We start from the raw sequence: 26,309 nt of genomic DNA on the forward strand, positions 1-26,309 counted from the left end.
CGCGGGCGGGTCCGCGCGTACGATGCGGAGGCATGAGCGATCCCACGCCCGACACCGGCGACGGCGGAGCGGCCGAGCGCGCCCGCATCGTCGCGTACCTGGCGTTCCACGAGCGCAGCGCCCGGACCAAGGCGACCGCCGCCACGAGCGACGAGTCGCGGATCTACCAGACCACCATCGCGAACGCGATGCAGGCGATGCGCGAGGCGATCGACGGCGGCTTCCACTGGAAGGCCGACCTCTAGACTCCCCTCAGGGCGCGCAACGGCGCGCGCCACGACGACAGGAGGCCCCGTGCAGCGCGACGTCACGGTGTTCGGCAGCGCGAACGCGGACCTCAGGGTCCTGGTCGACGAGCTCCCGCGGCGCGGGCAGGTGACGCTGGGGCACGACCTCGAGATGGGGCCGGGCGGCCGGGGCCTCAACCAGGCCGTCGCCGCGGCACGCATGGGGGCGCGGACGGCCTTCGTCGGCGCGGTCGGCTCCGACGACCACGGCACCATGCTGCTGCGCTGCCTCGCCGAGTCCGGCGTCGAGGCCTGCGTCGACGAGGTCGACGGGCGCGCCACCGGCGCCGCCATGATCGCGGTCGACGAGCACGGCGAGATCACGGTGATCGAGCTGCCCGGCGCGAACGCGACACTCGACACGGTCTCCGACCGCGCCGCCCACGCGATCCGCGGGTCGGCCGTGCTCCTGCTGCAGCTCGAGACCCCGGTCACCGGTTCACGCGCCGCCGCCGCGCTCGCCCGCGCGGCCGGCGCGACGGTGATCCTCGACGCTGGACCCCAGCTGGGGGAGATGGACGCGATGCTCGACGAGGTCGACGTGCTCGTGGTCGACCTCGAGGAGGCGGGAGACGCCGCGGGGATGCCGGGCGCGGCACCGCAGCAGGCCGCTCGCGCCCTCGCGGCACGCGTGCCCACCGCGATCGTGTTCGGCGGCCTGCGCGGATCGCTGCTCGCCGACTCCGACGGCGTCCTCGAGCTCCCGCGCTACGTCGCGCACGCGCTCGACTCGTCCGCCGTGACCGACACGTTCTGCGGGGCGCTCGCCGCGGGCGTGTCGGTCGGTGCGCCGGTCCGGGCGGCGGCGGAGGTCGCCGTGGCGGCCGCGGCGCTCGCGGTGCAGCGGCCCGGCTCCGCGGACTCGATCCCCACGCGCTCCGACGTCGACGACTACCGCGCGCTGCCGCACGCCGGCTGAGGGACCCGCCGGCCCCGCCGCGTCGATAGGGTGGCGCCATGCCTACCCCTCACATCCGCGCCGAGCGCGGCCAGATCGCCGAGCGCGTCATCATGCCGGGCGACCCGCGCCGCGCCGAGCGCATCGCCACCGACTACCTCGAGGACGCCGAGCTCGTGACCGACGTGCGCGGCATCCTGGGCTTCACGGGCTCTTGGGAGGGGCGCCGGGTCACCGCGATGGCGTCGGGCATGGGCGCGCCCTCCATCACCATCTACGCGACCGAGCTGGCGCGCGAGTACGGCGTGAAGCAGATCGTCAGGGTCGGCACGTGCGGCGGCATGAGCACCGACGTCGCGGTGCGTGACGTCATCATCGCGACGGGCGCGCACAGCGACTCCGCCATGACCGCCAGCCGGATCCCCGGCGTGCAGTTCAGCCACGTCGCGGACTTCTCGCTCGCGCGTGCCGCGGCCGAGCGGGCCGAGGCGGCCGGGCTGGACGCGCGGGTGCACGCCGGCGTGGTGTTCACCTCGGACCACTTCTACCTCGAGCGCCCCGCGCTCACGGAGGCGCTCACCGCGCACGGCACGCTTGCGGTCGAGATGGAGGCCGCCGCGCTCTACGCGGTCGGCGCCGCGGAGGGGGTCCGTACCCTCGCGATCGTCACGGTCTCCGATCACCTGGTCACGGGGGAGAGCATGACGTCCGAGGAGCGCGAGACGCAGTTCGACGCCGCAGCGCGGATCGCGCTGGCGCTGTAGGGCGTCAGCGCCTCGCGCGCTCCCGCGCGGCCGCCACGAAGGCGTCCCACACGGCGGTGAGCTCGTCGTGCTCGGGATGCCACTGCAGCGCGAGGCAGAACACCTGCGCGGGGTCCTCGACCGCCTCCACGAGCCCGTGGACGCTGCGGGCGGAGACCACCAGGCCCTCGCCCACCCGGTCGATCGCCTGGTGGTGGTACATGGGCACGTCCCGCTCGAGCGGGTGCAGGCGCGCGAGCAGCGTGTCCGGCAGCACCGACACGCCGAGCTCGCGGAAGATCGCGTCGCCCTTCTGGTAGTCGTCGTGACCCACCACGTCGGGCACGTGCTGGTGCAGCGTGCCGCCGCGGGCCACGTTGAGCACCTGCGCGCCTCGGCAGACGCCCAGGATCGGCTTGCCCGCGGCGAGCGCGGCCCGGACCAGCGCGAGCTCCCACGCGTCGCGTCCCGCGCGCGGCTCGTCGCACGCCGCGTGCGGCTCGGCGCCGTAGGCGGCGGGGTCCACGTCGTAGCCGCCCGTGAGGTACAAGGCGTCGACGCGGGCGAGCACGTCCTCGGCGAGCGCCGGGTCCTGCTCGGGGAGCACCGCGATCACTGCGCCCGCGTCGCGCAGCGGCGCCACGTAGGCGTCGGGGAGCCAGACTGCACGCTCGTGCCAGATGCCCGTGCTCGCATCCTCGACGTAGGACGTGGCGCCGATCACCGGTGCGGCCATGGTTCCCCCGAATCCCGGGACGCGTCCGCCCCTTGGTCGAGGAATCTAGCGCCCCCCGCACGGACCGGTTGACCACGGCGACCCCGCGCCCGCCCGGCTGGGACGCCCGGGCGGGCGCCGCATCGTCCCCCCACTAGGCTGGACACGCCCCGACCCCAGGAGGATCGATGACCCAGCCCGACGCGTTCCACGTGCCGGAGGGACCGCACGACATCCGGCTGGTGGTGTGCGACATGGACGGCACGCTGCTGGACGCCGCGAAGCGCATCCCGGACGCGATCTGGCCGCTGGTCGAGCGCATGCACGAGCGCGGGGCGCTGTTCGCGCCCGCCTCGGGCCGCCAGTACGCGACCCTCGCGCGGCAGTTCGAGCGGCTCGGCGAGGACCTCGTGGTGATCGCGGAGAACGGCGCTTACGTGCGTCGCGGCCAGGTCGAGGTGTCCGCCTCGCCGCTGCCGCGCGACGCGATGCCCGAGATCGTGGGCGTGCTGCGCGCGCACGCGGCGGCGGGCTACGACGTGGGCGCGGTGGTGTGCGGCAAGCGGTCGGCGTACGTCGAGCGCGCCGACGAGGCGTTCCTCGCGAAGGCGCGCCCGTACTACGCCGCGCTCGAGGTGGTCGAGGACGTCACGGCGGTCGAGGACGACATCCTCAAGGTCGCCGTCTACGACTTCGGCGACGCGGCCCACGACACGGCGCCGGCCCTCGCGGGCTTCGACGGCGACGCGCTGCGCGTGGTGGTCTCGGACCGCCACTGGATCGACATCATGGCGATCGGCGTGGACAAGGGCGTCGCGGTGCGGGCGCTGCAGGAGGCGCTCGGGGTCACGCCCGCGCAGACGGTGGTGTTCGGCGACTACCTCAACGACCTCGAGATGATGGACGCGTCCGAGCTGTCGTTCGCGATGGCGAACGCGCACCCCCAGGTCGCGGAGCGCGCGCGGTTCATGGCACCCGCGAATACCGAGGCGGGTGTGGTCACCACGCTGCGGCGGTTGCTGGACCACCCCGTCGGCTAGGCCGCCCTGGCCTCGCCGCGCGCCCGGAAGTGCCGCACCGCTCCGAGCGCGGGCAGCAGCAGCACGGCCGCGAGCAGGAACGACGCGCCCATGCCGGTGCCGGCCGCGAGGAGGCCGGGCAGGACGGCGCCGATCAGGGATCCGGGGTACGTGAAGAGGTTGACGCGCGCCACGATCTCGTCGGAGCGGCGCGGGTCCAGGTCGCCCGCGGCGGCGTACGCGAGCGGCACCAGCGCCCCCACCCCGAGCCCCGCCAGGGCGAAGCCGAGCAGCGCCGCCCACACCGCGGGCACCAGCCCCGCGAGCACCAGGCCGGCGATCGCGACGGCGACCGTCGCCACCGCGAGGTGCGCGCGCCCGTAGCGGCGCACCACCAGGTCCGAGGTGAGCCGCGTGATCAGCGTGAAGCCGGCGTACACGGCGTATCCCAGCGGCGCGACCGTGGCCGTCGCCCCCACGCCGTCGGTCATGTGCACGGTGGACCACGTCGACACGGTCGAGTCCGCCGTGAACGCGGCGAAGACCACCATGCCGACCACGAACAGCCCGCGCAGCGGTAGCGCGGGCCGCTCGCCGCCCGCCTCGGCCGCCCTCTCGCGCGCGGGATCGAGCACGCGCCGCCCGGCCACCGCGACGGCCGCCGCGCCCAGCCCGGCCACCGTGAGGCCGAGGCTCGCCCCGAGCGCCGTGCCGGCCCCGGCGGACATCACCAGCGCGCCCACGATCGACGCGGCCGTGTTGGCCGCGAAGAACGACGCCATCACGGCCAGCCCGATCCGCCGCTGCACGATCACGCCCTGCATCGCGGCCGAGGCGTCCACGCATCCCAGCCCGACGCCGTAGACCCCGAACAGCGCCCAGAACACGGGCAGCGGGACCGGCGTGGCGACCGCGAGCAGCGCGGCGGCCTGGAGCGCGAGCCCCAGGATCACGGCCGCGCGCGAGCCGAGCCGCACGGCGACGCGGTCCGCCACCATGGAGCCCGCGGCCGCGCCGATCACCACGGTGAGCGTGATGAGCGACACCGTGTCGTCGTCGATCGCGTACCGGTCCTTGAGCTGCGGCAGGGCGGTCACCACCGTCGCGTAGCCGAGGCCCTGCGCGGCGTACGCCGCGTACACGCCCAGACGCGCGGTACGGACGGGCAGGGACGATGCGGTGGCGGGGGACGCGCTCACGGCTCTCCTATCCGGCGGCGACGGCGGCGAAGGCCTCGTCGGCGATCTCGAGCGTACGGGCGATGTCGTACGAGGTGAGGGAGGCGTTGAGGAAGTGGTTGTGGTGGGACGTGAACCACACGCCGCGGCGCACGCACTCGGCGACCCACCGCTGGTGGAGCATGAGCGAGTCGTCATCGGCGAGCCGCAGGTAGAACAGCGCGGGCTCGCCGGAGGCGACCAGGGTGAGGCCGTGGCCCGCGGCCGCCTCGACCAGCCCCGTGGTGAGCTCGGTGCCGCGACGCCGGAACAGCGCGGGCGCGTCCAGCTCCTTGAGCCGTGTGATGGTCGCGATCGACGCGGCGAAGGGCACCGCGCTCATCCAGTACGAGCCCGTGTAGGTGAGCGACGCCACCGTCTCCCGGAGCGCCTCCCGGCCGGTGAGCGCCGCCAGGTTGTAGCCGTTGCCGATCGCCTTGCAGAAGCAGACCAGGTCCGCCTCGATGCCGTAGTGGTGGTCCGACCCGGCGAGGTCCAGACGCCACCCGGCCCGCACATCGTCCATGATGAGGACCACCCCGTGCTCGTCGCACAGGCGCCGCACGCCCTGCCAATAGCCCTCCGCGGGGAGCTCGTTGTCCACGAAGTTGCCGTGCATGTACGGCGTCGAGATGAACGCCGCGATCTCGCCGCGGTGCTCCCGGAACATCGCCTCGAGCGCCGCGACGTCGTTCCACGGGACGTACAGGTTGTGCGCGACGTCCTCCTCGAGCACGCCGGGGTAGTCGAGCTTCTGGGTCCACGGCGCGACGCCGTGGTAGTACCCCTTCACGAAGACGACCTTCTTGCGGCGGGTCGCGGCGCGCGCGGTCATGACCGCGAGGGTGGTGGTGTCGCCGCCGTTCTTCGCGAAGAACGCCCAGTCGGCGCTGGCGACGGTGTCCACCAGCAGCTCGGCCAGGTCGACCATGGTGGTCGACGGGATGGTCACCACGTCCTCCAGCGCGGCCTGCCGGCGCGCGGCGGCGTCGACCACCGGGTCGCCGTAGCCGAGCACGTTGGGCCCGTAGCCGCACATGTAGTCGAGGTACTCGTTGCCGTCGACGTCCCAGAACCGCGAGCCCTCGGCGCGCTCGCTGAACAGCGGGTAGGCGGACTGCGGGATGTAGCACCCCTCGGAGGGCCCCTGGTGGCCGGGGATACCGGCGGGGATCACGCGCTGGGCGCGGGCGAACGCCTCGCGGCTCCTGGTGTACGTGTACGGGGTGGTGGCGGTGGCGGTCATGGCTGCTCTCCGAGGTAGTGGCCCACGCGGTCGAGGATCCGGCTCACGTTGTCGATCATGGGGATGAAGCCTCGCATCGCCATCGAGCCGTCCCCCAGGCAGGCGAGCGCGCTGGCGCGCCCGGCGAGCACGTCGCCGGCGACGTCGAGGTCGCGGAAGGTCAGGGCGGCCCTCGCGGGGGACGATGCGGGGGCCGGGTCGAACGTGAGCGCGTGGTCCCGCGCGTGGAGACGCAGGTCCAGCGAGTCGCCCACCTCGAGGGCGATCTGGCCGTCGGGGATGAGCCCCGCGGAGAAGCGCCCCGAGCGGTCCGTGTTGGCGACCTGCGCGATCGCAGCCACCGCCACGTGCAGCGTGATGACGGCGCTCGCCTCGGAGAAGGCGGCGTCCGCGAGGTCCTCCTCGGACGGACGGAGGTAGCGGCCCAGCAGGTCCGCGAGCGGCGCGAACACCTGGGTGAGGAAGCGCAGCCCCGCGGGTCGGGCGAGGGGGACCGGCTGCGCCGCGCCGTCGATCATCGCGTTGAGGTGCGCGGGGGAGCGCAGCACCAGCGTGACCGTGCGCTCGCCATGGGCGCCCTCGGCGATCCCGTCGCGATCGAAGGTGAGCGCGCGGTCGGGAAGCCCGCGCACGCGGAAGCGCACGGTGGTGGGACGGTCGACCGCTGCGAGGAGAGGTCGAGCCTCCGGGGCGTGCTCCGCGAGGCTCGGCAGCGCGCCGAGCACGGCGAACAGGTTGATGTGCGCGAGGACGCGCGGGTCGGTGTCGGTGAGCATCACCCCTCCTGGTGGGCGTGGGCCGCGAGCGAGGCGGCGAGGAATCGGGCGTTCGCATGCGCCGCGGCGGTGTCGTGGTCAGCGAGCCAGGTGGTGGTGATGCCGTCGAGCATCGCGACGGTGTGGCGCGCGAGCGTGGCGGGCGCCGTGGTCCAGGTCGCCCCGGCCCGGTCCGCGGCATCCGCGAGCAGCGCCTCGACCACCGCGTAGGAGGGGGCGTAGCGTCCGGGTGCCGGCGGTTCCGCCAGGCGCGCGCGGGAGGCGTGGAGCATGAGCTCGAGGAACGCGAGCTCGCGCGCGGGCCTGGAGGTCAGGAGGTCGACGTAGGCCGCGAGGCCCGCCTCGAGCCGGTCCTCGACGGTGTCGGCGGCGGGCATGAGGTGCTCGACGGCGAGGCGCTCCTGCTCGGTGACCGCGTCGACGGCTGCGGCGAGCAGGCCGTCGAGCGAGTCGAACGCATAGTGCAACGCCCCGAGCGGCATGCCCGCCTGCCGCACGATGGTGCGCGCCGAGGTCCCCGAGAGGCCGTCGCGCTCCACCACGGCGAGGGTGGCCTCGACCAGCGCGGCGCGGCGCTCCTCGATCGGCATCCGCATGGCGGCTCCCTTCTTGGACGTTCGTCCAACCGAGGAGACGCTCCCACCCGGGCGGACGCGCCCGCAAGGGTCTGCACGAAGGTTTAACAGGGACGTAACGTGGGGGGAGGCGGCGGCCGCCGTCGACGACGTGAACAAGCAAGGGAGTGGCCATGGAGGTCTCAAGCAAGGCGCATGCCGACTGGTACAGCGGGCTCACCACGGGTCAGGGCAAGGCGACGCTCGGGTCGGGCAACGGCGAGTTCGAGGTCGACTGGAACGCGCGCTCCGCGGGCCGCCAGGGTGCGACCACCCCGGAGGAGCTGCTCGCGGCGGCGCACGCCTCGTGCTTCTCGATGGCGCTGTCCTTCGCGCTCGAGCAGAACGGCACGCCGCCCACCTGGGTGAAGGTCGACGCGGAGGTGAAGTTCGAGGCGGGCGTGGGCGTGAAGTCGAGCATGCTCACGGTCCACGGCAAGGTGTCCGGGATCGACCAGCTCGAGTTCGGCCGCTTCGCGGAGGACGCGAAGGCGAACTGCCCCGTGTCGAAGGCCCTCGCGGGCGTCGACATCTCGCTCGAGAGCGCGACGCTCGTCGAGTAGCTACAGCGAGGCGTGCGTGACGCGCCCTCCCACGAGCGTGAGCGCGACGGGGAGGGCGCGCAGCGCGTCCGGGCCCGCGGTCCAGGGGTCGTCGTCGAGCACGGCAAGGTCCGCGACCTCTCCGGGCGCTACCTTGGTCCGCGTGCTCGACGCGATCGCCTCGTCGACCGTGAGCGCGTGCTCGCCGTGCCAGGCCGGCCGGTGCTCGCGGGTGCGGTGCACGGCGGCGCCGATCGCGATCCACGGATCCAGGGGCGCGACCGGGGCGTCCGACCCGAGCACCACCCGGGCACCGGCGTCGAGCAGCGCGCGCAGCGGGAAGGCGCGGCCGGTGCGTCCCGCCCACAGCTCGTCCGCCACGTCGCGGTCGTCGAGCGCGTGCTCGGGCTGGACGCTCGCGACCACGCCGAGCACCGCGAACCGCGCGGCGTCGCTGTCGGCGAGCAGCTGGGCGTGCTCGACGGTGCCGCGTGCGCCGCTGGCCGCGAACGCGTCGAGCGCGATGGTGTTGGCGGCGTCGCCGATCGCGTGGATGGCGCAGTCGATGCCCGCCGCGGTCGCGCTGCTCATGAGCGCGGTGAGCGCGGCGGCGTCCACGTTCTGCATGCCGACGCCGCCGTCGGGGTAGGGGTCGACGCAGTGCGCCGTGCGCGTGTTGAGCGACCCGTCGGTGATGACCTTGAGCGGGCCGTGGGTGAGGAGCCCGCGCGTGCCGGCGACGGCCAGCCCGGTGCGCGCACCGGCGGCGATCCGCGCGTCGAGCAGGTCCGGGTAGAAGCCCGCGGATACCCGGAGCGCGTCGACGCCCGCGGCGATGCGCGCGGACCACTGCTCGACGGTGTCGGCGAACTCGAGGTCCACGATGCCGACGATCCCGCGGGACGCGGCGGCGCGCGCGGCGTCCGCGACCGCCGCCAGCGGCAGGGGCGCGGCGTCGAGCGCCCGCTCGGCCGCGAAGGCCTCGTCCTCGCGCAGAACCCCGGTGCGGCAACCGAGCTCCGCCGCCGCGGCGGTGTTGACCCATGCGGTGTGCAGGTCGCCCGAGAGCAGCACGGTGGGTGCGGTCCGCGCGGCGTCCAGGGCCTCCGCGGTCGGGGTGTCCGCCCAGGTCGCCCACCGGAAGCCGAACCCGATCAGCAGCCCGTCGGCGTGGGCCTCGCGCACGGTGGTGCATGCCTCCGCGACGGATCCGGCGCGGGAGACGTCGAGGCGTCCGCGCGTGCGCGCCCACTGCCCGAAGTGCACGTGCGCGTCCCACAGCCCGGGGATCACCAGGCGGCCGTCGAGCGCGATCTCCTCGCGGCCCGCGCGGGACGGCTTCCCCGTGAGGCGGCCCGCGTCGATCGCGAGGTCGACGGGCGCGTCGCGCCCGGGAAGCCGCGCGGCGCGCAGGATCAGGTCATGCATCAGATCTCCTCGGGTGGGCCGCGCGTCACTGTACCCGCGCGCCGGGGCCGCCGATAGCATCGGCGCCATGCCCGCCGCCCGCGCCGTGTCCCGCCCCGCCGCCGAGGTGATCGAGGGCATCCGCACCGCCATCGACGGGCTGCGCGGGTGGGCCCGCGCGCCGCGCCTCATGCTGCTCGGCGTGATCCCCGGCGCGATCGTCGCGGTGCTGTTCGGCGCCGCGCTCACGGTGCTGGTGGTGAATCTCGGTGCGATCGGGGAGGCGGTGGCGGAGGCGCTCGGCGCCAGGGACGGCTGGCTGGCGTCCCTCGTCTCGGTGACGGCATCCGTGGCCGTCCTCGCCGCATCGTCCCTGGTGGCCGTCGCGTTGTTCGCTACGCTCACCCTCGCGATCGGCGGCCCGTTCTTCGAGGCGATGTCGCGCCGGGTCGACGGGGACCTCGAGGCCGCGCCCGAGGAGCCGTGGTGGCCCGCGCTGCGCCGCGGCCTGGCCGAGGCGCTCGTCACGGTCGCGATCTCGCTCGGGGTGTCGCTGGTGCTGCTGCTCGTGGGCCTCCTGCCGGTGGTCGGGTCCGCGACGGCCTTCACGGTCGGCGCGCTCGTGGGCGGGCGCCTGCTCGCGATCGAGCTGACGGCCTACCCGATGGCCCGGCGCGGCGTGGTCGCCCGCCGTGACCGCGTGCGCGCGCTCAAGCCGTACCGGCTGCGGGTGATCGCGTTCGGCGCGCTGATCTTCCTGCTGTTCCTGCTGCCGCTGGGCGCGGTGCTCGCGATGCCCGCCGCCGTGGTGGGGGCGACCCTGCTGGTCCGCCGCCTCCCCGACGATTCGCTGCGCACGGTCTGAGCCCCGACGCGCGGCGGCGGCCGGCCTCCGCTTCCGGCCCACGCGGCGTGTCGCCCGCCGGACCGTGCCCAGCGAACGGGTCAGGCCCCGGCGGGGGTGCCCTCCGCCTCGAGCGCGAGCCGCACGGCCTCGACCGCGGGGTCCAGGCGCGAGGTCGCGCGCATCGCCGCGAACACGGTCCGGCGCGGCCCGCCCTCCAGCGGCATGAGGCGCGCGTCGATCCCGGAGTAGGCGACCATGAGGCCGGGCAGGATCGCGACAGCGAGGCCCTTCTCGACCAGCTGCACGTGCGCCTGGAGGTCCGAGCTCGCGAAGCGCACGTCGGGCTCGAAGCCCGCGAGGCGGCACGTCTGCTCCGCGAAGTGGCGGGTGGCGGTGCCGTGCGGCTCCATCACCCAGGCGGCGCCGGCCAGGTCGCGGACGGACGATGCGCCGGCCCAGTCCCCGCCCACGGCCAGCAGCAGCTCGTCGCGCACCAGCGGGCGCCGCACCACGCCGGGGTAGTGGGGCGCGGAGTGCTGCGGGTACTCCTCGGCGACCACCAGGTCGTACTCGCGGGCCCACGTGTCCGCGAACGCCTCCTCGGGCTCGGTCTGGGTCACCACCACCCGCACTCCGGGGTGGCTCTCGCGCAGCCGCAGCAGCGCGCCCGTGACCAGCGTGAGGGCGGCGGACTGGAACACCGCGAGCCGCACGGTGCCGGTGAGCCGGGCGGAGTCCGCGTGGAGCTCGGCCTCGGCGACCTCCATGGTGTCGAGCAGCTCGTGGGTGCGGGCCACCAGGCGCTCGCCGGCGGGCGTGAGGACCACTCCGCGCCCCGCGCGGATGGTGAGCGGCACGCCGGCCTCGCGTTCCAGGGCGGCGAGCTGCTGGGACACGGCAGACGCGGTGTAGCCGAGCGCGTCCGCGGCGGCTGCGATGGTGCCGCGCAGCGCGAGCTCGCGGAGCGCTACCAGGCGGGTGAGGTCGAGCACCTCACAAGCATAAGCAGCGCTTACGAATATGCGTAAGTCCACCGCGATGGTGCTGTGGGGTCGCGGGGGTCCACACTGTCTCGTCACCGTAAGGAGGCCCATGACAACGTCCCCCGTCGCTCCTGAGCGCACGCACACCGCCGACGACACCGTCGCGCAGGTCCGCGCCTGGCTCGAGGCCGCCCGCCATCACCGGATCGACGGCTCGGCACGCCTGCTCGCGCGCATGCTGCGCGACCCCGAGGGGCTGCCGTTCCTCACCGACTTCGTCGACGGGATCGTGCGGCCCGAGGACACGGACGTCGCCGCCGCGAGCCTGCGACGCATGGTGCGCAGGGGTCACGGCTTCCTGCCCGCGTACCAGCGGGTCGCGCTGCGGGCCGGAGCGCTGGCCTCGCACGTCGCGCCCGGCCTGGTGGTCGCGACCTGCCGCCGCGTGGTGCGCGGCATGGTGGGCCACCTGGTGGTGGACGCGTCCGAGGAGCGCCTGGGCGCGGCGCTGGCCCGCCTGCGGAGCCGGGGGAGCAGGCTCAACCTCAACCTGCTGGGCGAGGCCGTGCTCGGCGCCGCGGAGGCCGACAGGCGCCTCGAGCGCACGCACGCGCTGCTGCGACGCGAGGACGTGGACTACGTCTCGCTGAAGGTCTCCGCCGCCGTCGCCCCGCACAGCCCGTGGGCCTTCGACACCACCGTCGACGCGGTGGTCGAGCGCCTCGCGCCGCTCTACGAGCTCGCGGCCGTCAAGGACGGCGCGTTCGTGAACCTCGACATGGAGGAGTTCCGCGACCTCGACCTCACCGTCGCGGTCTTCACCCGGCTGCTCGAGCGCCCGGGTCTCGAGCGGCTCACCGCTGGGATCGTGCTGCAGGCGTACCTGCCCGACTCGCTGGGCGCGATGCACCGCCTGCAGGAGTGGGCGGCCGCGCGCGTGGCCCGTGGCGGGGCTCCCATCAAGGTGCGCCTGGTCAAGGGCGCGAACCTGTCGATGGAGCGCGTGGACGCGGAGCTGCACGGCTGGCCGCTCGCCACGTGGGGCTCCAAGGAGGAGTCCGACGCGCACTACAAGCGCATCCTCGACTACGCCCTCACGCCGGAGCGCGTCGCGCACGTGCGGCTCGGTGTCGCCGGCCATAACCTGTTCGACATCGCGCACGCGCTGCTGACCGCGCGCGACCGCGGCGTCGACCACGGTCTCGACTTCGAGATGCTGCTGGGCATGGGCGAGCACGTCGCCGCGGCCGTCGCCCAGGACACCGGCCCGCTCCGCCTCTACACGCCCGTGGTCCACCCCGGCGAGTTCGACGTCGCGCTCGCCTACCTGGTGCGACGCCTCGAGGAGGTCGCCAGCCCCGCGAACTTCATGTCCGCGCTGTTCGACCTGGACGACGCCGCGACCTTCGCCCGCGAGGAGGGCCGCTTCCGCGCCTCGCTCGCTCGGGTCCCCCACGACGTCCCGGCGTCCCACCGCTCCACGCCGCGTCCCGTCCCCGCCGACGGCTTCGTCAACGCCGCCGACACGGACCCGTCCCTTCCCGCCAGCCGCGCCTGGGCGCGCGACGTGCGCCTGCGGGCGTTCACCTCGGACGCAGGCCTCGCGACGCTGCGCGCGGCACGTGCGGGGGACGATGCGGCGGTCGCCTCCCACGTCGAAGCCGCCAAGACTGGGGCGAGGTCCTGGCAGTCGCTGCACCCCGACTCACGCGCCCGGATCCTCCACGCCGCGGGACGGGCGCTCGAGGCCCGGCGCGCGGACCTCGTCGCCGTCATGATGGCCGAGGCGGGCAAGACCATCGACCAGGCCGACCCCGAGGTCTCCGAGGCCGTCGACTTCGCCCACTACTACGCCGAGCGGTCGCTGGACCTGCAGCGATACGAGGGCGCGCGGCCCGTCCCGCGCGACGTCACCGTGGTGACCCCGCCATGGAACTTCCCGGTCGCCATCCCCGCCGGTTCCGTCCTCGCCGCCCTGGCCGCCGCATCGTCCGTGGTGCTCAAGCCGGCCGAGCAGTCCGCCCGGTGCGGCGCCCTGCTCGCCGAGATCCTTTGGGACGCCGGCGTGCCGCGCGACGCGCTGCGCCTGGTCGACATCGACGAGACCGGGCTCGCCGCGGGGCTCGGCGACACGCTGCTGCGCCACCCCGCCGTCGACCAGGTGATCCTCACCGGCGCGTACGAGACGGGGGAGCTGTTCCACCGCGTGCGCCCCGGGCTGCGGCTGTTCGCGGAGACTTCGGGCAAGAACGCGATCGTGGTGACGCCCAGCGCGGACCTGGACCTCGCGGCGCGGGACGTGGCGCAGTCGGCGTTCGGGCACGCGGGCCAGAAGTGCTCGGCGGCGTCGCTCGTCATCCTCGTGGGATCCGCGGGCACGTCGCGCCGGTTCCTCACGCAACTCGAGGACGCCGTCCGCTCCCTCACCGTGGGGCCGGCCCTCGACGAGGACACGCAGATGGGCCCCGTCATCGAGCCCGCCGGCGGCAAGCTGCTGCGCGCGCTCACCACGCTGGAGCCGGGGGAGCAGTGGCTCGTGGAGCCGCGCCGCCTCGACCGTGACGGCCGCGCGTGGACGCCGGGCGTCCGCACGGGCGTCGCGCCCGGGTCGTGGTTCCACCTCACCGAGTGCTTCGGTCCCGTGCTGGGCGTGATGACCGCGGACACGCTCGAGGACGCGATCGCGCTGCAGAACGGCGTCGCGTACGGCCTCACCGCCGGCATCCACTCCCTCGACGGCGCGGAGGTGGGGCGCTGGCTCGACGCCGTCGAGGCGGGCAACCTCTACGTCAACCGCGGCATCACCGGGGCGATCGTGCAGCGCCAGCCCTTCGGCGGTTGGAAGCGCTCGGTGGTGGGTCCGACCGCGAAGGCGGGCGGCCCGTCCTACCTGGTGGGCCTCACCGGCTGGGAGCGGACGCATGTCGAGCGGGACGAGGCGCCCGTGCTCGCGATCGTGCGCGACGCACCTGCGTGGGTGCGTACCGCCGCGGCCGCGGACGCTCGCGCGTGGCGCGAGATGTTCGGCGTCGCGACGGACCGCAGCGGGCTGCGCGCCGAGCGCAACGCGCTCCGGTACGCGCCCGCCGCGACGGAGATCCGCTGGGACGGCGTGGACAAGTGGGCCCTGGTGCGCACCGTCGCCGCGCGCGTCCGCGCCGGAGGGACGGGCGGCGTGTCGAGCGCCGTCGAGCTCACGCCCGCGTTCAGCCGCCGCCTCGACGAGGCGGGCGTGCCCTGGCGCGTCGAGACCGAGGAGCAGCTGGTCGCCCGGGTCGCCGGCGACGGCGCCCGCGTGCGCGCCGTCGGGGCGGCACCCGAGCAGCGCCCGGACCTCGCGGTCTACGACGCCCCGGTGACGGGCGCCCCCGAGGTCGAGCTCCTGCCTTTCGTGCGCGAGCAGGCGGTCGCGGTGACGATGCACCGGTTCGGGACCGCGTGGCCCGTCGCCGAGTCGGTGGTCGCCGGCCTGTAGGCGGTCCTAGCGGCCGAGCAGCTCCGTGATCGCCTTCGCTGTGACGCGGGCGGCGCGGTTGGAGGAGATGGTCGAGGCCTGCGGGCCGTAGCCGGCGAGGAACAGGCCCGGCTCGCCGCGGACCTGGCCGTCCTCGACCGCGATGCCCCCCGCATCGTTCACCACGCCCAGCGGCCGCAGGTGCGCGACCTCGGGGCGGAAGCCCGTGGCCCAGATGACCGCGTCGAGCTCGATCGCGACGTCCTCGCGGGTGATGACGCCGGTGGGGGTCATCTCCGCGAACATGGGCAGCCTCTCGAGGCGTCCGGCGGACTCGAGCCGCCGCACCAGCGCCGAGCGGGGCAGCCCGGTGACCGAGACGATCGACGGCAGGGGCCGACCGGCGCGCGCCGCCTCGTCCTGGATCGCCACCGCAACGCGGCCACGCTCGGGCGACAGCTCGTCCTCCTCGTCGTGGAAGGTGGGGTTGCGGCGGGTGAACCACAGCACGTCGGCGGCGACCTCGCCCACCTCGTCGAGGAAGGTGAGCGCGGAGGTGCCACCGCCGACCACGGCGACGCGCTTGCCGGCGAAGGCCGCCGCGCCCGGGTAGTCGGCGGTGGTGGTCTGCAGCCCCCGGAACAGCTCGCGCCCCGGCATGAACGGCACCCGCGGGCTGGTCCAGGTGCCGGCGGCGGACACCACCACGCGGGCGGTGACGGACGCGACGGCGGATCCGGTGGCGGTGTCGATCCGGTAGCGGTCGCCCCAGCGCGAGACGCGGGTCACGGTGACGGGCCGCAGCACCTCGATGCGGTGGCGCTCCTCGTAGCTGCCGTAGTACTCGGAGACCACCTCGCGGGCCGGCCGGTCGCCCGGCGCCGTCGAGAAGGACAGCCCGGTGTCCGACATGCCGGGGAGGTCGTGGAGGTGGTGCGTGCCGCCGAGGGTCAGCGAGCTCCAGCGGTGCTGCCAGGCGCCGCCCGGACCGGGACCCCGGTCGAGCACCACCACGTCGCGGCCGCTCTGCAGGCCTCGCCGCCCCAGGTGGTACGCCACGGCGAGACCGGCCTGGCCGGCCCCGATCACGACGACGTCGGTGGACAGGTTCGACGGGTCGGGCATGGGTTCACAGTACGGGTTCGCGCGACCGGTCCGGTGAGGCGCGCAGGGTCACGATGCGGTGGTCGCGGGGGTGCCGGCGCGCAGGCCCAGCTCGACGCCCAGACGGTCGATCTCCGCCTGGCAGCTGGTCGCGGGGGAGGCGTCCAGGACCCGCAGGGCGACGCGGCCGAACGCCTCCGCCTCCTCGCCGGGCACCACGTCGACCAGGCTGGTCTTGAGGTGGTCGGCGAAGACGGGGAGGGCGGCGTCGAGGGCGCCGCGCCCTTGGTCGCCCATCTCGACCCACGTGCCGCGGTGGTCCTCGGCGCAGGTCACCCTGCGCACCAGGGCACGCGACTCCATGCGCGACACGTGGTGCGAGATGCGGGACTTCTCCCAGCCGAGCATCTCGCCCAGCTCGCCGGCCCGCAGGCGTCCCTCGGGGGACGCGTCCAGCGCCATGAGGATGTCGAGGTCGGGCACCGAGATGCCGACGGCGGACTGCAGCCGCTGCTCGAGGCCCATGACGAGCCGGCGCCCCATGAGAGCGAGGGCGCGCCACAGCGCGAGGTCGCGGGGTTCCGGGGCGGTGCTGCTCACGCCCCCATGGTAGAGGCGGGTGCAGACGGTGTCACGGAGGCCCGCGGTGCGCTCGCCACCGCGCGCGTCCCCGCCTAGGCTGGAAGCGTCCCCTGGACCAGCGACGGAGGTGGATGATGAACGACGAGAGCGTCCTCGACACTCGCCACTACAAGTTCGAGCAGATCAAGGCCAAGGAGCTCGCGCGGGGCGCGAGCGAGGACGAGGCCACGCGGATCGCCGCGGAGACCGTGGACAAGGTGATGGAGCAGGAGTCGTCGTCCTGACCCGGGTCTAGCAGGATCCACCGTCCGCGCATCCCCCTAGACTGAGCCGCGTGGAAGCCGCCGAACACCCCCGGCACGGGCACGTGCACCCGGTCCCGTCGACCGCGGTCTGGACGATCCCGAACGCCATCAGCGCCGTTCGCCTGATCCTGATCGCCGTGTTCGGCGCCCTCCTCGGCGCGGAGAAGGACGGCTGGGCCATCGTGGCGCTCGCCGCGGCGGGCATCAGCGACTTCCTCGACGGCTTCCTCGCGCGTCGCTGGGGCCAGGTGACCCGGCTGGGCCGCCTGCTCGACCCCGCCGCGGACCGGCTGCTCACCATCGCGGTGGTGCTGGGGCTCGCGTTCCGCGACATCATCCCGTGGTGGCTGGTCGCGGTGCTGCTCGCGCGCGACCTCATGGTGGGAGCGTTCCTGCTGATCGCGCACCACCATCACCTCGAGTCCCCGCAGGTGACGTACGTCGGCAAGGTCGCCACCGCGCTGCTCTACGTGTTCCTGCCCATGGCCTACCTGGTGCGCGTCGCGTTCCCCGAGTGGGGCTCGCTGCACGGGCTCGCGATCATCGGCGCCGCGTGCGCCGCGGTCCTCTACTGGTACGCAGGGATCGGGTACGTGAGGGACATCCGTGCCCGTACGGCCGCGGTTCGCGGGCGTGGCGAGGTGTCGGATGAGGGCCCGGCGGGCCTAGGATGAACAGCGACCGATCGACCCGAAGGAGGCGTCATGACGTATGACGAGAGCCCCGTCGAGCGGACCATGTCGCTCGACTCCGCGGTACCCCTCGCCGAGTCCGCCCCCGCCGCACCGAGCGGGCAGGACGAGGCCGCCATCCAGGCCCTCGGCCCCGACCACGCGCTGCTGATCGTGCACCACGGACCCAACCTGGGCGCGCGTTTCCTGCTCGACGTCGACGTCACCACGGCGGGCCGTTCCGTGAAGTCCGACATCTTCCTCGACGACGTCACGGTGAGCCGCGAGCACGCCCAGTTCGTCCGCGACGGGCACGACTTCTTCGTGCGCGACCAGGGCTCGCTCAACGGCACCTACGTCAACCGCGAGAACGTCTCCGAGCGCAAGCTCGCCGCCGGCGACGAGGTCCAGATCGGCAAGTACCGTCTCACGTTCCACCCCGGCACGCAGGCCTGACGCATGCCGCAGGCCGCGCGTCGCACGGCGGCGTCCCCCTCTGCTGCGGGCGCGGGCGGTGACGCCCGTCCCGTCGAGCCGCTCTCCGGCACCTGGCCGCACGCGCTCTCGCACGAGCCGATGCTGCGCGTCAGCGACGTGCTGCAGCTGGTGCAGCCGCAGTTCCCCACGCTGACGCCGTCCAAGCTGAGGTTCCTCGACTCCCACGGGCTGGTGACGCCCGAGCGCACAGCCTCGGGCTACCGGCAGTACTCGCCAGCCGACGTGGAGCGCCTGAGGTTCGTGCTGCGTCAGCAGCGCGACCACTACCGACCGCTCACGGTGATCCGTGAGCAGCTCGACGCGCTCGACTCGGGGCGCCTGCACGAGCCGGTCACGCTGACCGAGATCGGCGAGGCGCCCGACGACTACCTCACCGCGACCGCCGTGGCGGAGCGCGGGGGAGTGACGCCCGAGGTGCTCGGCGCGCTCGAGGAGGCCGGAATCGTCGCGCGCACCGTGCCCGATGGCTTCGAGCCCGCGGTGCTGCCGACCGTGGTCGCGGCCGGGGCCTACCTGGACGCCGGCGGCGACGTGCGCGGGCTGCGCACCCTGGTCCTCGCGGCGCGCCGCGAGGCGGACCGCGCCCAGGCGGCCGCGGCGCCGCTGCGCCGCAAGGGCGGGGGAGAGGCGGAGGCCGCCGCGGGCGACTTCGGCGAGGCCGCGATCGCCGCGTTCTCCGCCGTGGTGCGCCATCAGGTGGGAGGATAGGGACGGCGTCGCGCGACACGTGCGCGCGGTCGTTGACCCGGCCCCTCAGCATCCCTAACGTTTGAGTGAAGGTTGAACCTAGGAGGAGTTTGATGACCGACGGACCCGGCCACCGCATGCCTCCCCGGCTCGATCAGGGCGTGCTGTTCGATGACGGCCTTCCGCCGCTCGACGAGAACGCGGGCTATCGCGGTCCCACCGCGTGCAAGGCCGCCGGCATCACCTACCGTCAGCTCGACTACTGGGCCCGCACCGGCCTGGTGGAGCCCACCGTGCGCTCCGCCACCGGCTCCGGCACGCAGCGCCTCTACGGCTTCCGCGACATCCTGGTCCTGCGCGTGGTGAAGCGCCTGCTCGACTCGGGCGTGTCGCTCCAGCAGATCCGCACCGCGGTGGAGCATCTGCGCGAGCGCGGCGTCGAGGACCTCGCGAACATCACGCTCATGTCCGACGGCGCGTCCGTGTACGAGTGCACGTCCGACGACCAGGTGATCGACCTGGTGCAGGGCGGCCAGGGCGTGTTCGGCATCGCGCTGGGCAAGGTGTGGCGCGAGCTCGAGGGCTCGCTGTCCTCGCTGCCCGCCGACCGCGCTGACGACGTCGCCGTCACGAGCGTCGACGACCTCGCCGAGCGTCGCGCGCGCCGCAGCCAGGCGGGCTGAGCGCGCGGGCCGGCCCACGCATCGTCCCTCCGCGTCGCCTTCCCGGCCCCTGGCGTCCCAGTCGCGACCGCGCTCCACACGGAATCTGCAGGTCGCGTCCCGCGTCTAGTGAGACGCGCGCCGTGTGGCGCCATTTGAACGATTCATCGACGCCTGCGTGTGGAATCCGGCAGGGGCACGACGTGCCGCAACGCCTCACGTCTCACCTGGTGGACGGCGGCTGACTGCCGTCCCGAAACCTGGCAGGATGTCCCCAACGACGAAGGGAAGCAGATGTTCGCCAAAGTCCTCGTGGCAAACCGCGCAGAGATCGCCGTCCGAGCCTTCAGGGCCGCCGTCGAGAACGGCGCCGAGACGGTCGCGGTGTTCCCCTACGAGGACCGCATGTCCGAGCATCGCGTCAAGGCCGACGAGTCCTACCAGATCGGCGAGGAGGGCCACCCGGTCAAGGCGTACCTCGACATCGAGGCGATCCTCGACGTCGCCAAGCAGGCCGGTGCCGACGCCGTCTACCCGGGCTACGGCTTCCTGTCGGAGAACGTGGACTTCGCGCGACGCTGCGCCGAGGAGGGCGTGACGTTCGTGGGCCCGCCGCCGGAGGTGCTCGCGAAGGCGGGCGACAAGGTCGCGGCGCTCAAGGCGGCCCGCGAGGCCGGCGTCCCCGTGCTCGACTCCTCGGAGCCGTCGCGCGACGTCGAGTTCCTGGTCGCCGAGGCGGACCGGATCGGCTACCCGGTGTTCGTCAAGGCCGTCGCCGGCGGCGGCGGTCGCGGCATGCGCCGCGTCGAGCGTCGCGAGGACCTGGTCGAGCTGCTCGAGGCCGCGATGCGCGAGGCGGAGAACGCGTTCGGCGACCCGACGGTGTTCCTCGAGCAGGCCGTGCTGGGCCCGCGCCACATCGAGGTGCAGATCCTCGCGGACGCGTCGGGCGACGTGGTCCACCTGTTCGAGCGCGACTGCTCGCTGCAGCGCCGCCACCAGAAGGTGGTGGAGATCGCGCCCGCGCCGGCGCTCGACCCCGCCATCCGCGACGCGCTCTGCGCGGACGCCGTCAAGTTCGCGCGCAGCCTGGGCTACGTCAACGCCGGTACCGTCGAGTTCCTGCTCGCGACCGAGGGCGAGCGCGCCGGGCAGCACGTGTTCATCGAGATGAACCCGCGCATCCAGGTCGAGCACACGGTCACCGAGGAGGTCACCGGGATCGACCTGGTGAGCTCGCAGCTGCGCATCGCCTCGGGCGAGACGCTCGCGGACATGGGGATCCGCCAGGAGGACATCCGCGTCTCCGGCTTCGCGATCCAGACCCGCATCACCACCGAGGACCCGGCCAACGGCTTCCTGCCCGACACGGGCCGCATCGTCGCGTACCGGTCGCCGGGCGGCGCCGGCATCCGCCTCGACGGCGCGACCGGCATGGCCGGCAACGTCATCACCGGTCACTTCGACTCGATGCTGGTCAAGCTGACCTGCCGCGGCCACGACTTCGCGACCGCGAACCGCCGCGCGCTGCGCGCGCTGGCGGAGTTCCGCATCCGCGGCGTCACGTCCAACATCCAGTTCCTGCGCGCCGTGCTCTCGAACCCCGAGTTCCAGTCGGGCGGCGTCACCACGGCGTTCATCGAGCGCCACCCGGAGCTGCTCGAGGTGGCCACCACACCCGACCGCTCGACCAAGCTGCTCGCGTTCCTGGGCCACACCACGGTGAACCGGCCGTACGGCGAGCACGCCGAGGTGTTCGTGCGCCCCGCGGACAAGCTGCCGGCGATCGACCTGACCGTCGAGCCGCCGGCCGGCTCGCGCCAGCGGCTGCTCGAGCTGGGCCCGGAGGGCTTCGCGAAGGCGCTGCGCGAGCAGAACGCCCTGGCGATCACCGAGACCACCATGCGCGACGCGCACCAGTCGCTGCTCGCGACCCGCGTGCGCACCTACGACCTGCTGGCCGCGGCCGGCCACGTCTCCCGCATGACCCCCGAGCTGCTCTCGGTCGAGTGCTGGGGCGGCGCGACCTACGACGTCGCGATGCGCTTCCTCTCCGAGGACCCGTGGATCCGGCTCGAGGACCTGCGCCGCAAGATGCCGAACGTCGCGCTGCAGATGCTCCTGCGCGGCCGCAACACCGTGGGCTACACGCCGTACCCCGACGAGGTCGCCGTCGCGTTCGTGGAGGAGGCGGCCGCCACCGGCATCGACATCTTCCGCATCTTCGACGCGCTCAACGACGTCGAGCAGATGCGCCCCGCCATCGAGGCCGTCCGCGGCACCGGCACCGCGATCGCGGAGGCGACGCTGTGCTACACGGGCAACATGATCTCGCCGGGGGAGAAGCTCTACACGCTCGACTACTACCTGCGCCTCGCGGAGCAGCTGGTCGAGGCGGGTGCCCACATGCTCGCGATCAAGGACATGGCGGGCCTGCTGCGTCCCGCGGCCGCCGCGATCCTGGTGTCGCAGCTGCGCGCGAAGTTCGACCTGCCCGTGCACCTCCACACGCACGACACGGCCGGCGGACAGATCGGCACGCTGCTCGCCGCCGCGGAGGCCGGGGTGGACGCCGTCGACGTCGCCAGCGCCTCGATGGCAGGCACCACGTCGCAGCCGCCCATGTCCGCGCTCATCGCGGCGCTCGAGCACACCACGCGCGACACGGGCATGTCCCTCGCCGCGGCGCAGGACCTCGAGCCCTACTGGGAGTCGGTCCGCCGCCTCTACGCGCCCTTCGAGTCCGGCCTGCCGGGCCCCACGGGCCGCGTCTACCACCACGAGATCCCGGGCGGCCAGCTGTCCAACCTGCGCCAGCAGGCGATCTCGCTGGGGCTCGCGGACAAGTTCGAGGCGATCGAGGACATGTACGCGGCCGCGAACCGCATCCTCGGCAACCTGGTCAAGGTGACGCCGTCCTCCAAGGTGGTGGGCGACCTCGCCCTGCACCTGGTGGCGAACGACGCGGACCCGGTCGACTTCGAGGAGAACCCCGACAAGTACGACCTCCCCGACTCCGTGATCGGCTTCCTCGCCGGCGAGCTGGGCGATCCGCCCGGCGGCTGGCCCGAGCCGTTCCGCACCAAGGCCCTCCAGGGCCGCACCGTGGAGCGCAAGATCGCGGAGCTCACCGACGACGACCGCACGGTCCTCGCGCAGGAGGGGCAGCCGCGTCGCCGCCGCCTCAACCACCTGCTGTTCCCGGGGCCTGCCAAGGAGTTCGACCAGGCGATCGACAAGTACGGCGACATCTCCGTCATCGACACGTTCCACTATCTCTACGGCCTCACCGAGGGCTCGGGCGAGGAGGCGGTGATCGAGCTGCACCGTGGCGTCAAGATCATCGCGACGATCGAGGCGATCGGCGAGCCCGACTCGCACGGCGAGCGCACCGTCATCTTCAACTACAACGGCTCGATCCGCCCGATCCAGGTGCGCGACCTGTCCGCGAAGGTCGACGTGGTCGAGCGCGAGCGGGCGGACACGGGCCGGCCGGGCCACATCGCCTCGCCCTTCACCGGGCTCGTGACGCCGCGCGTCGCGGAGGGCGACCAGGTCGAGGCCGGCCAGACGGTCGCCGTGATCGAGGCGATGAAGATGGAGTCCTCCATCACCACTCCGGTGGCCGGCACGGTCGCGCGCGTGGTCATCGGCGGATCGCAGTCCCTCGCGGGCGGCGACCTGGTGCTCGTGGTCGAATAGACGCATGGCCGGGGACCATCGTCCCGTCGGTGCGACCCCGCGCCACGGGACGATGGTGCCGTTCACCCCGGAGGAGGTCACCATGAAGGTGCTGGTAGCGGTCGGTTCGAAGTACGGTGCGACGCGTGAGGTCGCGCAGCATGTGGCGGAGCAGATCCGCTCCCACGGCTTCGAGGTGGACCTCGAGGATGCGTGCGACGTGCACGGCATCCACTACTACGAGGCCGTGGTGATCGGCTCCGCGGTGTATGGCGGCCTGTGGCGCCGCGATGCCTCCGAGCTGGTGCGCGAGCACCGCGACGAGCTCCGCGGCAAGGACGTGTGGATGTTCTCCGTGGGCATGGAGACCGTGGTCCAGCCCGGCCAGCCGCTCGACGAGGCGGACGGCTTCGCGGCCGAGATCGAGGCCCGCGACCACGCGCGGTTCCCCGGCGCCCTCGACTGGGACAAGCTCAACGTGGGCGAGAAGGCCCTCATCCGCGTCCTCAACCCGCCCAAGGGCGACTTCCGCGACTTCGCGGCCGTGCGCGAATGGGCGGAGGGCGTCGCCAACGAGCTGGAGTCGATCGCGGCGGCATAGCCGCCCCGTACGGAGGGACGATGCGGCGGCCGGGCGTGGCGCGCATCGTCCCCCTCGCCCGGGGGTAGGTTGGGATCAGGTCCCCGCCTGGCAGCGAGGCCGGCGCGATCCGTCGGTCCTCGCAGAACGACTCGATGGAGAGTTCATGTTCACCGCAACCGCGGCGGCCGTCACCCTCAGCGCCGCCTCCAGCTCCACCTCCGCCGACGGCCTCGGGCCCGGCTTCTTCTTCATGATCCTCGTGCTGCTGGGCGGCGTGGTGGGGACCGTCACGGTGGGCTGGCAGAACTACCGCCAGCGTCACCGCTGATCAGCAGCAGCCGCCGCCGTCGGTCGAGCACACGCCCGTCGCGGGCAGCACCAGCTCGATCGCCTGAGCGGACGCGATGTCGCCGGCGATCCACGCGACCACGGAGCGGACCTGCTCGTAGCCGGTCTTGAGCAGGAACGTGGGCGCGCGGCCGTAGGACTTCATGCCGACCAGGAACACGCCCTGGTCGGGGTGCGCCAGCTCGCGGTACCCGTGGGGCTCGACCGTGCCGCACGAGTGCAGGTTCGGGTCGATCAGCGGGGCGAGCCGTCGCGGCGCCTCCACCACGTCGTCGAGGTCCAGGCGGATCTCGCGGTAGAGGCTGAGGTCGGGGCGGAAGCCGGTCGCGTTCACCAGGACGTCGGTGCGGTGGGTGGTGAGCCCGCCGCCGCGGCGGCCGGTGAGCGCGATCGCGGCGCCATCCCACCGGGCCCCCACCGTCTCGAAGCCGTCGAGCAGCGTGACGCGACCGTCGGCCACCGCGCGGCGCGCCCGCACTCCCAGCGATGCGCGCCCGGGCAGGCCGTCCGTCTCCGCGTCGGTCACGCGGTCGGGGGACGCCGAGCGGATCGCCCAGGTGACCCGCGTGCCCGGCACGTCGCGTGCGAGAGACGCCAGCGCGAGCACGGTGTTCGCGGCCGAGTGGCCGGCGCCCACCACCGTGGTGTGACGCCCCGCGAACACCGCACGGTCGCGGCCCAGCACGTCGGGCAGCGCGGGAAGGACCCGGTCCGTGACCTCGGCCAGGCCCGGGAGGGTGAGGCCGTTGCTCGCGAGCGAGTTGGAGGAGAGGTAGGTGCCCGAGGCGTCGATCACCGCGCGGAAGGCGCGATCCTCGACCTCGCCGGACGCGGACCGCGTACGGACCACCAGGGGCGCGGCGTTGCGGCCGGCGGTCCGGGTGCGGTCCATGCCCTCCCGCGTGACGTCGGTCACCGCGAGGCCGAAGCGGATCCGCGAGGCGATCCCGTCGAGCGCGGCAAGAGGCTCGAGGTAGAGCTCGACCAGCTCGGCGCCGGTGGGCGCGCGGTCGGGGCTCGGGAGCGTCCAGCCGGTCGCCTCGAGGAGCGCCTGCGCGGCGGGGTCGACCAGGTGCTTCCACGGAGAGAACAGCCGCGTGTGCCCCCACGACCGCACGCTCGCGGCCACCTGGGAGCCGGACTCGAGCACCACGAAGTCGATGCCCCGCCCCAGCAGGTGGGCGGCGGCGGCGAGCCCCACCGGGCCCGCGCCGATGATGGCGACGGGGAGGTGGGCGTTCACGGGACGGGCGACGGGGGCCGCCGTCAGGTCGATCAGTGTCATGGGGAGCTCCTGGGTTGTGCCTGCCTCTATCGATACTCGTCTATATCGACTATTGTCAATGTCATGACGGAGATCACCGGCCTCGAGCTCACGGACATCAGCGCGTCCTGCGCGACCTCGCTGGTGGGCGAGCCGCTGACGGCGGAGGACGCCGAGGAGCTCGCGCACACCATGAAGGCCCTCGCGGACCCGGCGCGGCTGCGGTTGCTGTCGATCGTCGCCGCGTCCGCTGGGGGAGAGGCGTGCGTGTGCGACCTCACCGAGCCGGTCGGGCTCAGCCAGCCGACCGTGTCGCACCACCTCAAGGTGCTCACCGAGGCGGGCTTCCTCAGCCGCACCAAGCGCGGGACGTGGGCCTACTACGCATTGATCCCCGGCGCCCTCGACCGAGTGTCGCGCGCGCTGGGCGCCGCGTGAACGCCGCGCGCGCCCGGGCGCTCGGCGCCGAGCTGCTCGGCACCGCCCTGCTGGTCACCGTCGTGGTGGGCTCCGGCATCGCCGCCGCGGCGCTCTCGCCAGAGGACGTGGGCCTCCAGCTCCTGGAGAACGCGATCGCGACGGCGCTCGGTCTCACGGTGCTCATCCTCATGTTCGGCCCGGTGTCGGGCGCGCACTTCAACCCGGTGGTGTCGCTGGCCGACTGGTTCCTGGGGCGCCGCACCGGTCACGGGCTGTCGCTCGGGGAGGCGGGCGCGTACTCCGCGGCGCAGGTTGCGGGCGGCATCGCGGGCGCGATCCTCGCGAACCTCATGTTCGACGTGCCCACCGCGCTGTCGACCACCGACAGGGCCACGGGCCCCCACCTGCTCGCGGAGGTGGTGGCGACGTCGGGCCTGGTGCTCATCATCTTCGCGCTCGCCCGCTCGGGCCGCGGCGCGCTCGCCGCGCCCGCCGTGGGCGCGTACATCGGCGCCGCGTACTGGTTCACCAGCTCGACGTCCTTCGCGAACCCGGCTGTCACCATCGGCCGCGTGTTCTCCGACACGTTCGCCGGCATCGCGCCGTCCTCGGTCGCGCCGTTCGTCGGGGCGCAGCTGGTGGGGCTCGTCGTCGGCGTATCCCTGGTGCTCGCGTTCTACCCGCGCGCGGGCGAGTCCGCCGACGCCGTGGTGGTGCCCCACGGGGAGGCCGCCGGCGCGCGCTGACCCGGCCCGC

At 73.8% G+C, this 26,309-nt stretch carries 27 protein-coding genes; 17 read left to right on the forward strand and 10 right to left on the reverse strand.

Going from position 1 to position 26,309, the window contains the following annotated elements:
• Nucleotides 1-32: 32 nt before the first annotated feature.
• The 3 genes from AOM05_RS14405 to deoD are packed head-to-tail and all read left to right on the forward strand — an operon-like array spanning nt 33 to nt 1,949.
• Nucleotides 33-245, forward strand: coding sequence for a hypothetical protein (locus tag AOM05_RS14405; RefSeq protein WP_062520374.1), 213 nt, complete (start codon nt 33-35; stop codon nt 243-245).
• Nucleotides 246-294: 49 nt separating this feature from the next.
• A complete protein-coding gene (locus AOM05_RS06180; RefSeq protein WP_062520376.1) occupies nt 295-1,206 on the forward strand; it encodes a PfkB family carbohydrate kinase in 912 nt (303 codons plus the stop codon).
• A 38-nt stretch (nt 1,207-1,244) separates the two neighbouring features.
• Entirely contained in the window at nt 1,245-1,949 is a 705-nt protein-coding gene (deoD, locus tag AOM05_RS06185) for a purine-nucleoside phosphorylase (RefSeq protein WP_062520378.1), read from the forward strand.
• Nucleotides 1,950-1,953: 4 nt separating this feature from the next.
• Here deoD and AOM05_RS06190 read toward each other — a convergent pair whose 3' ends face one another.
• Nucleotides 1,954-2,664: a gamma-glutamyl-gamma-aminobutyrate hydrolase family protein gene (locus AOM05_RS06190; protein WP_062520379.1), complete on the reverse strand. Its 711-nt coding sequence runs from the start codon at nt 2,662-2,664 to the stop codon at nt 1,954-1,956.
• 167 nt (nt 2,665-2,831) lie between these two features.
• On the opposite strand from AOM05_RS06190, the gene AOM05_RS06195 reads away from it, so the two are divergent.
• Nucleotides 2,832-3,683 (forward strand): HAD family hydrolase, encoded by an 852-nt coding sequence (locus AOM05_RS06195; RefSeq protein WP_062520381.1) that lies wholly within the window; start codon nt 2,832-2,834, stop codon nt 3,681-3,683.
• On the opposite strand, the gene AOM05_RS06200 is transcribed toward AOM05_RS06195, so the two are convergent.
• Genes AOM05_RS06200 through AOM05_RS06215 form a run of 4 tightly spaced genes read right to left on the reverse strand, consistent with a single transcriptional unit; the run spans nt 3,680 to nt 7,497 of the window.
• Nucleotides 3,680-4,861, reverse strand: coding sequence for an MFS transporter (locus AOM05_RS06200; protein WP_062520383.1), 1,182 nt, complete (start codon nt 4,859-4,861; stop codon nt 3,680-3,682). The genes AOM05_RS06195 and AOM05_RS06200 overlap by 4 nt on opposite strands.
• Nucleotides 4,862-4,868: 7 nt before the next feature.
• Nucleotides 4,869-6,125: an aminotransferase class III-fold pyridoxal phosphate-dependent enzyme gene (locus tag AOM05_RS06205; protein WP_062520385.1), complete on the reverse strand. Its 1,257-nt coding sequence runs from the start codon at nt 6,123-6,125 to the stop codon at nt 4,869-4,871.
• Nucleotides 6,122-6,901 (reverse strand): hypothetical protein, encoded by a 780-nt coding sequence (locus tag AOM05_RS06210; protein ID WP_062520387.1) that lies wholly within the window; start codon nt 6,899-6,901, stop codon nt 6,122-6,124. Before AOM05_RS06210 ends, AOM05_RS06205 begins: the two co-directional genes overlap by 4 nt.
• On the reverse strand, nt 6,901-7,497 hold the full coding sequence (locus tag AOM05_RS06215) for a TetR/AcrR family transcriptional regulator (protein WP_062520390.1): 597 nt from the start codon (nt 7,495-7,497) through the stop codon (nt 6,901-6,903). The genes AOM05_RS06210 and AOM05_RS06215 overlap by 1 nt, the downstream gene beginning before the upstream one ends.
• Nucleotides 7,498-7,649: 152 nt before the next feature.
• Here AOM05_RS06215 and AOM05_RS06220 point away from each other — a divergent pair, with 152 nt between their 5' ends.
• Nucleotides 7,650-8,078 (forward strand): OsmC family peroxiredoxin, encoded by a 429-nt coding sequence (locus AOM05_RS06220; protein WP_062520393.1) that lies wholly within the window; start codon nt 7,650-7,652, stop codon nt 8,076-8,078.
• Here AOM05_RS06220 and AOM05_RS06225 read toward each other — a convergent pair whose 3' ends face one another.
• Nucleotides 8,079-9,485, reverse strand: coding sequence for an amidohydrolase (locus AOM05_RS06225; protein ID WP_062520395.1), 1,407 nt, complete (start codon nt 9,483-9,485; stop codon nt 8,079-8,081).
• 67 nt (nt 9,486-9,552) lie between these two features.
• Between AOM05_RS06225 and AOM05_RS06230 the strand changes: the two genes are divergently transcribed.
• Nucleotides 9,553-10,329 carry an EI24 domain-containing protein gene (locus AOM05_RS06230; RefSeq protein WP_062520397.1) on the forward strand — a complete coding sequence of 259 codons (777 nt, stop codon included), beginning with the start codon at nt 9,553-9,555 and terminating at the stop codon, nt 10,327-10,329.
• A gap of 80 nt (nt 10,330-10,409) precedes the next feature.
• Here AOM05_RS06230 and AOM05_RS06235 read toward each other — a convergent pair whose 3' ends face one another.
• Nucleotides 10,410-11,303, reverse strand: a complete 894-nt coding sequence (locus AOM05_RS06235; RefSeq protein ID WP_062520399.1) for a LysR family transcriptional regulator — start codon at nt 11,301-11,303, stop codon at nt 10,410-10,412.
• 100 nt (nt 11,304-11,403) lie between these two features.
• Between AOM05_RS06235 and AOM05_RS06240 the strand changes: the two genes are divergently transcribed.
• On the forward strand, nt 11,404-14,769 hold the full coding sequence (locus AOM05_RS06240) for a bifunctional proline dehydrogenase/L-glutamate gamma-semialdehyde dehydrogenase (RefSeq protein ID WP_062520402.1): 3,366 nt from the start codon (nt 11,404-11,406) through the stop codon (nt 14,767-14,769).
• A 6-nt stretch (nt 14,770-14,775) separates the two neighbouring features.
• On the opposite strand, the gene AOM05_RS06245 is transcribed toward AOM05_RS06240, so the two are convergent.
• Nucleotides 14,776-15,873 carry an FAD-dependent oxidoreductase gene (locus AOM05_RS06245; protein ID WP_062520404.1) on the reverse strand — a complete coding sequence of 366 codons (1,098 nt, stop codon included), beginning with the start codon at nt 15,871-15,873 and terminating at the stop codon, nt 14,776-14,778.
• A gap of 48 nt (nt 15,874-15,921) precedes the next feature.
• Nucleotides 15,922-16,452, reverse strand: coding sequence for a MarR family winged helix-turn-helix transcriptional regulator (locus tag AOM05_RS06250; RefSeq protein WP_062520407.1), 531 nt, complete (start codon nt 16,450-16,452; stop codon nt 15,922-15,924).
• 116 nt (nt 16,453-16,568) lie between these two features.
• Between AOM05_RS06250 and AOM05_RS14200 the strand changes: the two genes are divergently transcribed.
• From AOM05_RS14200 to AOM05_RS14205, 8 genes are all read left to right on the forward strand, one after another.
• Nucleotides 16,569-16,718, forward strand: coding sequence for a hypothetical protein (locus tag AOM05_RS14200; RefSeq protein ID WP_156165077.1), 150 nt, complete (start codon nt 16,569-16,571; stop codon nt 16,716-16,718).
• Between the two features lie 50 nt (nt 16,719-16,768).
• Nucleotides 16,769-17,413: a CDP-alcohol phosphatidyltransferase family protein gene (locus AOM05_RS06255; RefSeq protein WP_062520409.1), complete on the forward strand. Its 645-nt coding sequence runs from the start codon at nt 16,769-16,771 to the stop codon at nt 17,411-17,413.
• A gap of 30 nt (nt 17,414-17,443) precedes the next feature.
• Nucleotides 17,444-17,866 (forward strand): FHA domain-containing protein, encoded by a 423-nt coding sequence (locus tag AOM05_RS06260; RefSeq protein ID WP_062520411.1) that lies wholly within the window; start codon nt 17,444-17,446, stop codon nt 17,864-17,866.
• A 3-nt stretch (nt 17,867-17,869) separates the two neighbouring features.
• Complete coding sequence (ftsR, locus tag AOM05_RS06265; protein WP_062520413.1) at nt 17,870-18,616, forward strand: transcriptional regulator FtsR; 747 nt, start codon at nt 17,870-17,872, stop codon at nt 18,614-18,616.
• A gap of 92 nt (nt 18,617-18,708) precedes the next feature.
• A complete protein-coding gene (locus AOM05_RS06270; protein WP_062520416.1) occupies nt 18,709-19,278 on the forward strand; it encodes a MerR family transcriptional regulator in 570 nt (189 codons plus the stop codon).
• Between the two features lie 273 nt (nt 19,279-19,551).
• Entirely contained in the window at nt 19,552-22,959 is a 3,408-nt protein-coding gene (locus AOM05_RS06275) for a pyruvate carboxylase (RefSeq protein WP_062520418.1), read from the forward strand.
• Between the two features lie 4 nt (nt 22,960-22,963).
• Nucleotides 22,964-23,539, forward strand: coding sequence for a flavodoxin domain-containing protein (locus tag AOM05_RS06280; protein ID WP_082097329.1), 576 nt, complete (start codon nt 22,964-22,966; stop codon nt 23,537-23,539).
• Between the two features lie 145 nt (nt 23,540-23,684).
• Entirely contained in the window at nt 23,685-23,849 is a 165-nt protein-coding gene (locus AOM05_RS14205; protein ID WP_156165078.1) for a hypothetical protein, read from the forward strand.
• Here AOM05_RS14205 and AOM05_RS06285 read toward each other — a convergent pair whose 3' ends face one another.
• On the reverse strand, nt 23,850-25,154 hold the full coding sequence (locus AOM05_RS06285) for an FAD-dependent oxidoreductase (RefSeq protein WP_062520422.1): 1,305 nt from the start codon (nt 25,152-25,154) through the stop codon (nt 23,850-23,852).
• 63 nt (nt 25,155-25,217) lie between these two features.
• Between AOM05_RS06285 and AOM05_RS06290 the strand changes: the two genes are divergently transcribed.
• Entirely contained in the window at nt 25,218-25,571 is a 354-nt protein-coding gene (locus AOM05_RS06290; RefSeq protein WP_062520423.1) for an ArsR/SmtB family transcription factor, read from the forward strand.
• Nucleotides 25,568-26,299, forward strand: a complete 732-nt coding sequence (locus tag AOM05_RS06295) for an aquaporin (protein ID WP_062520424.1) — start codon at nt 25,568-25,570, stop codon at nt 26,297-26,299. Before AOM05_RS06290 ends, AOM05_RS06295 begins: the two co-directional genes overlap by 4 nt.
• Nucleotides 26,300-26,309: the final 10 nt, after the last annotated feature.

Origin of the sequence: Demequina silvatica, from assembly GCF_000971215.1 — a bacterium.
Taxonomy (GTDB): domain Bacteria; phylum Actinomycetota; class Actinomycetes; order Actinomycetales; family Demequinaceae; genus Demequina; species Demequina silvatica.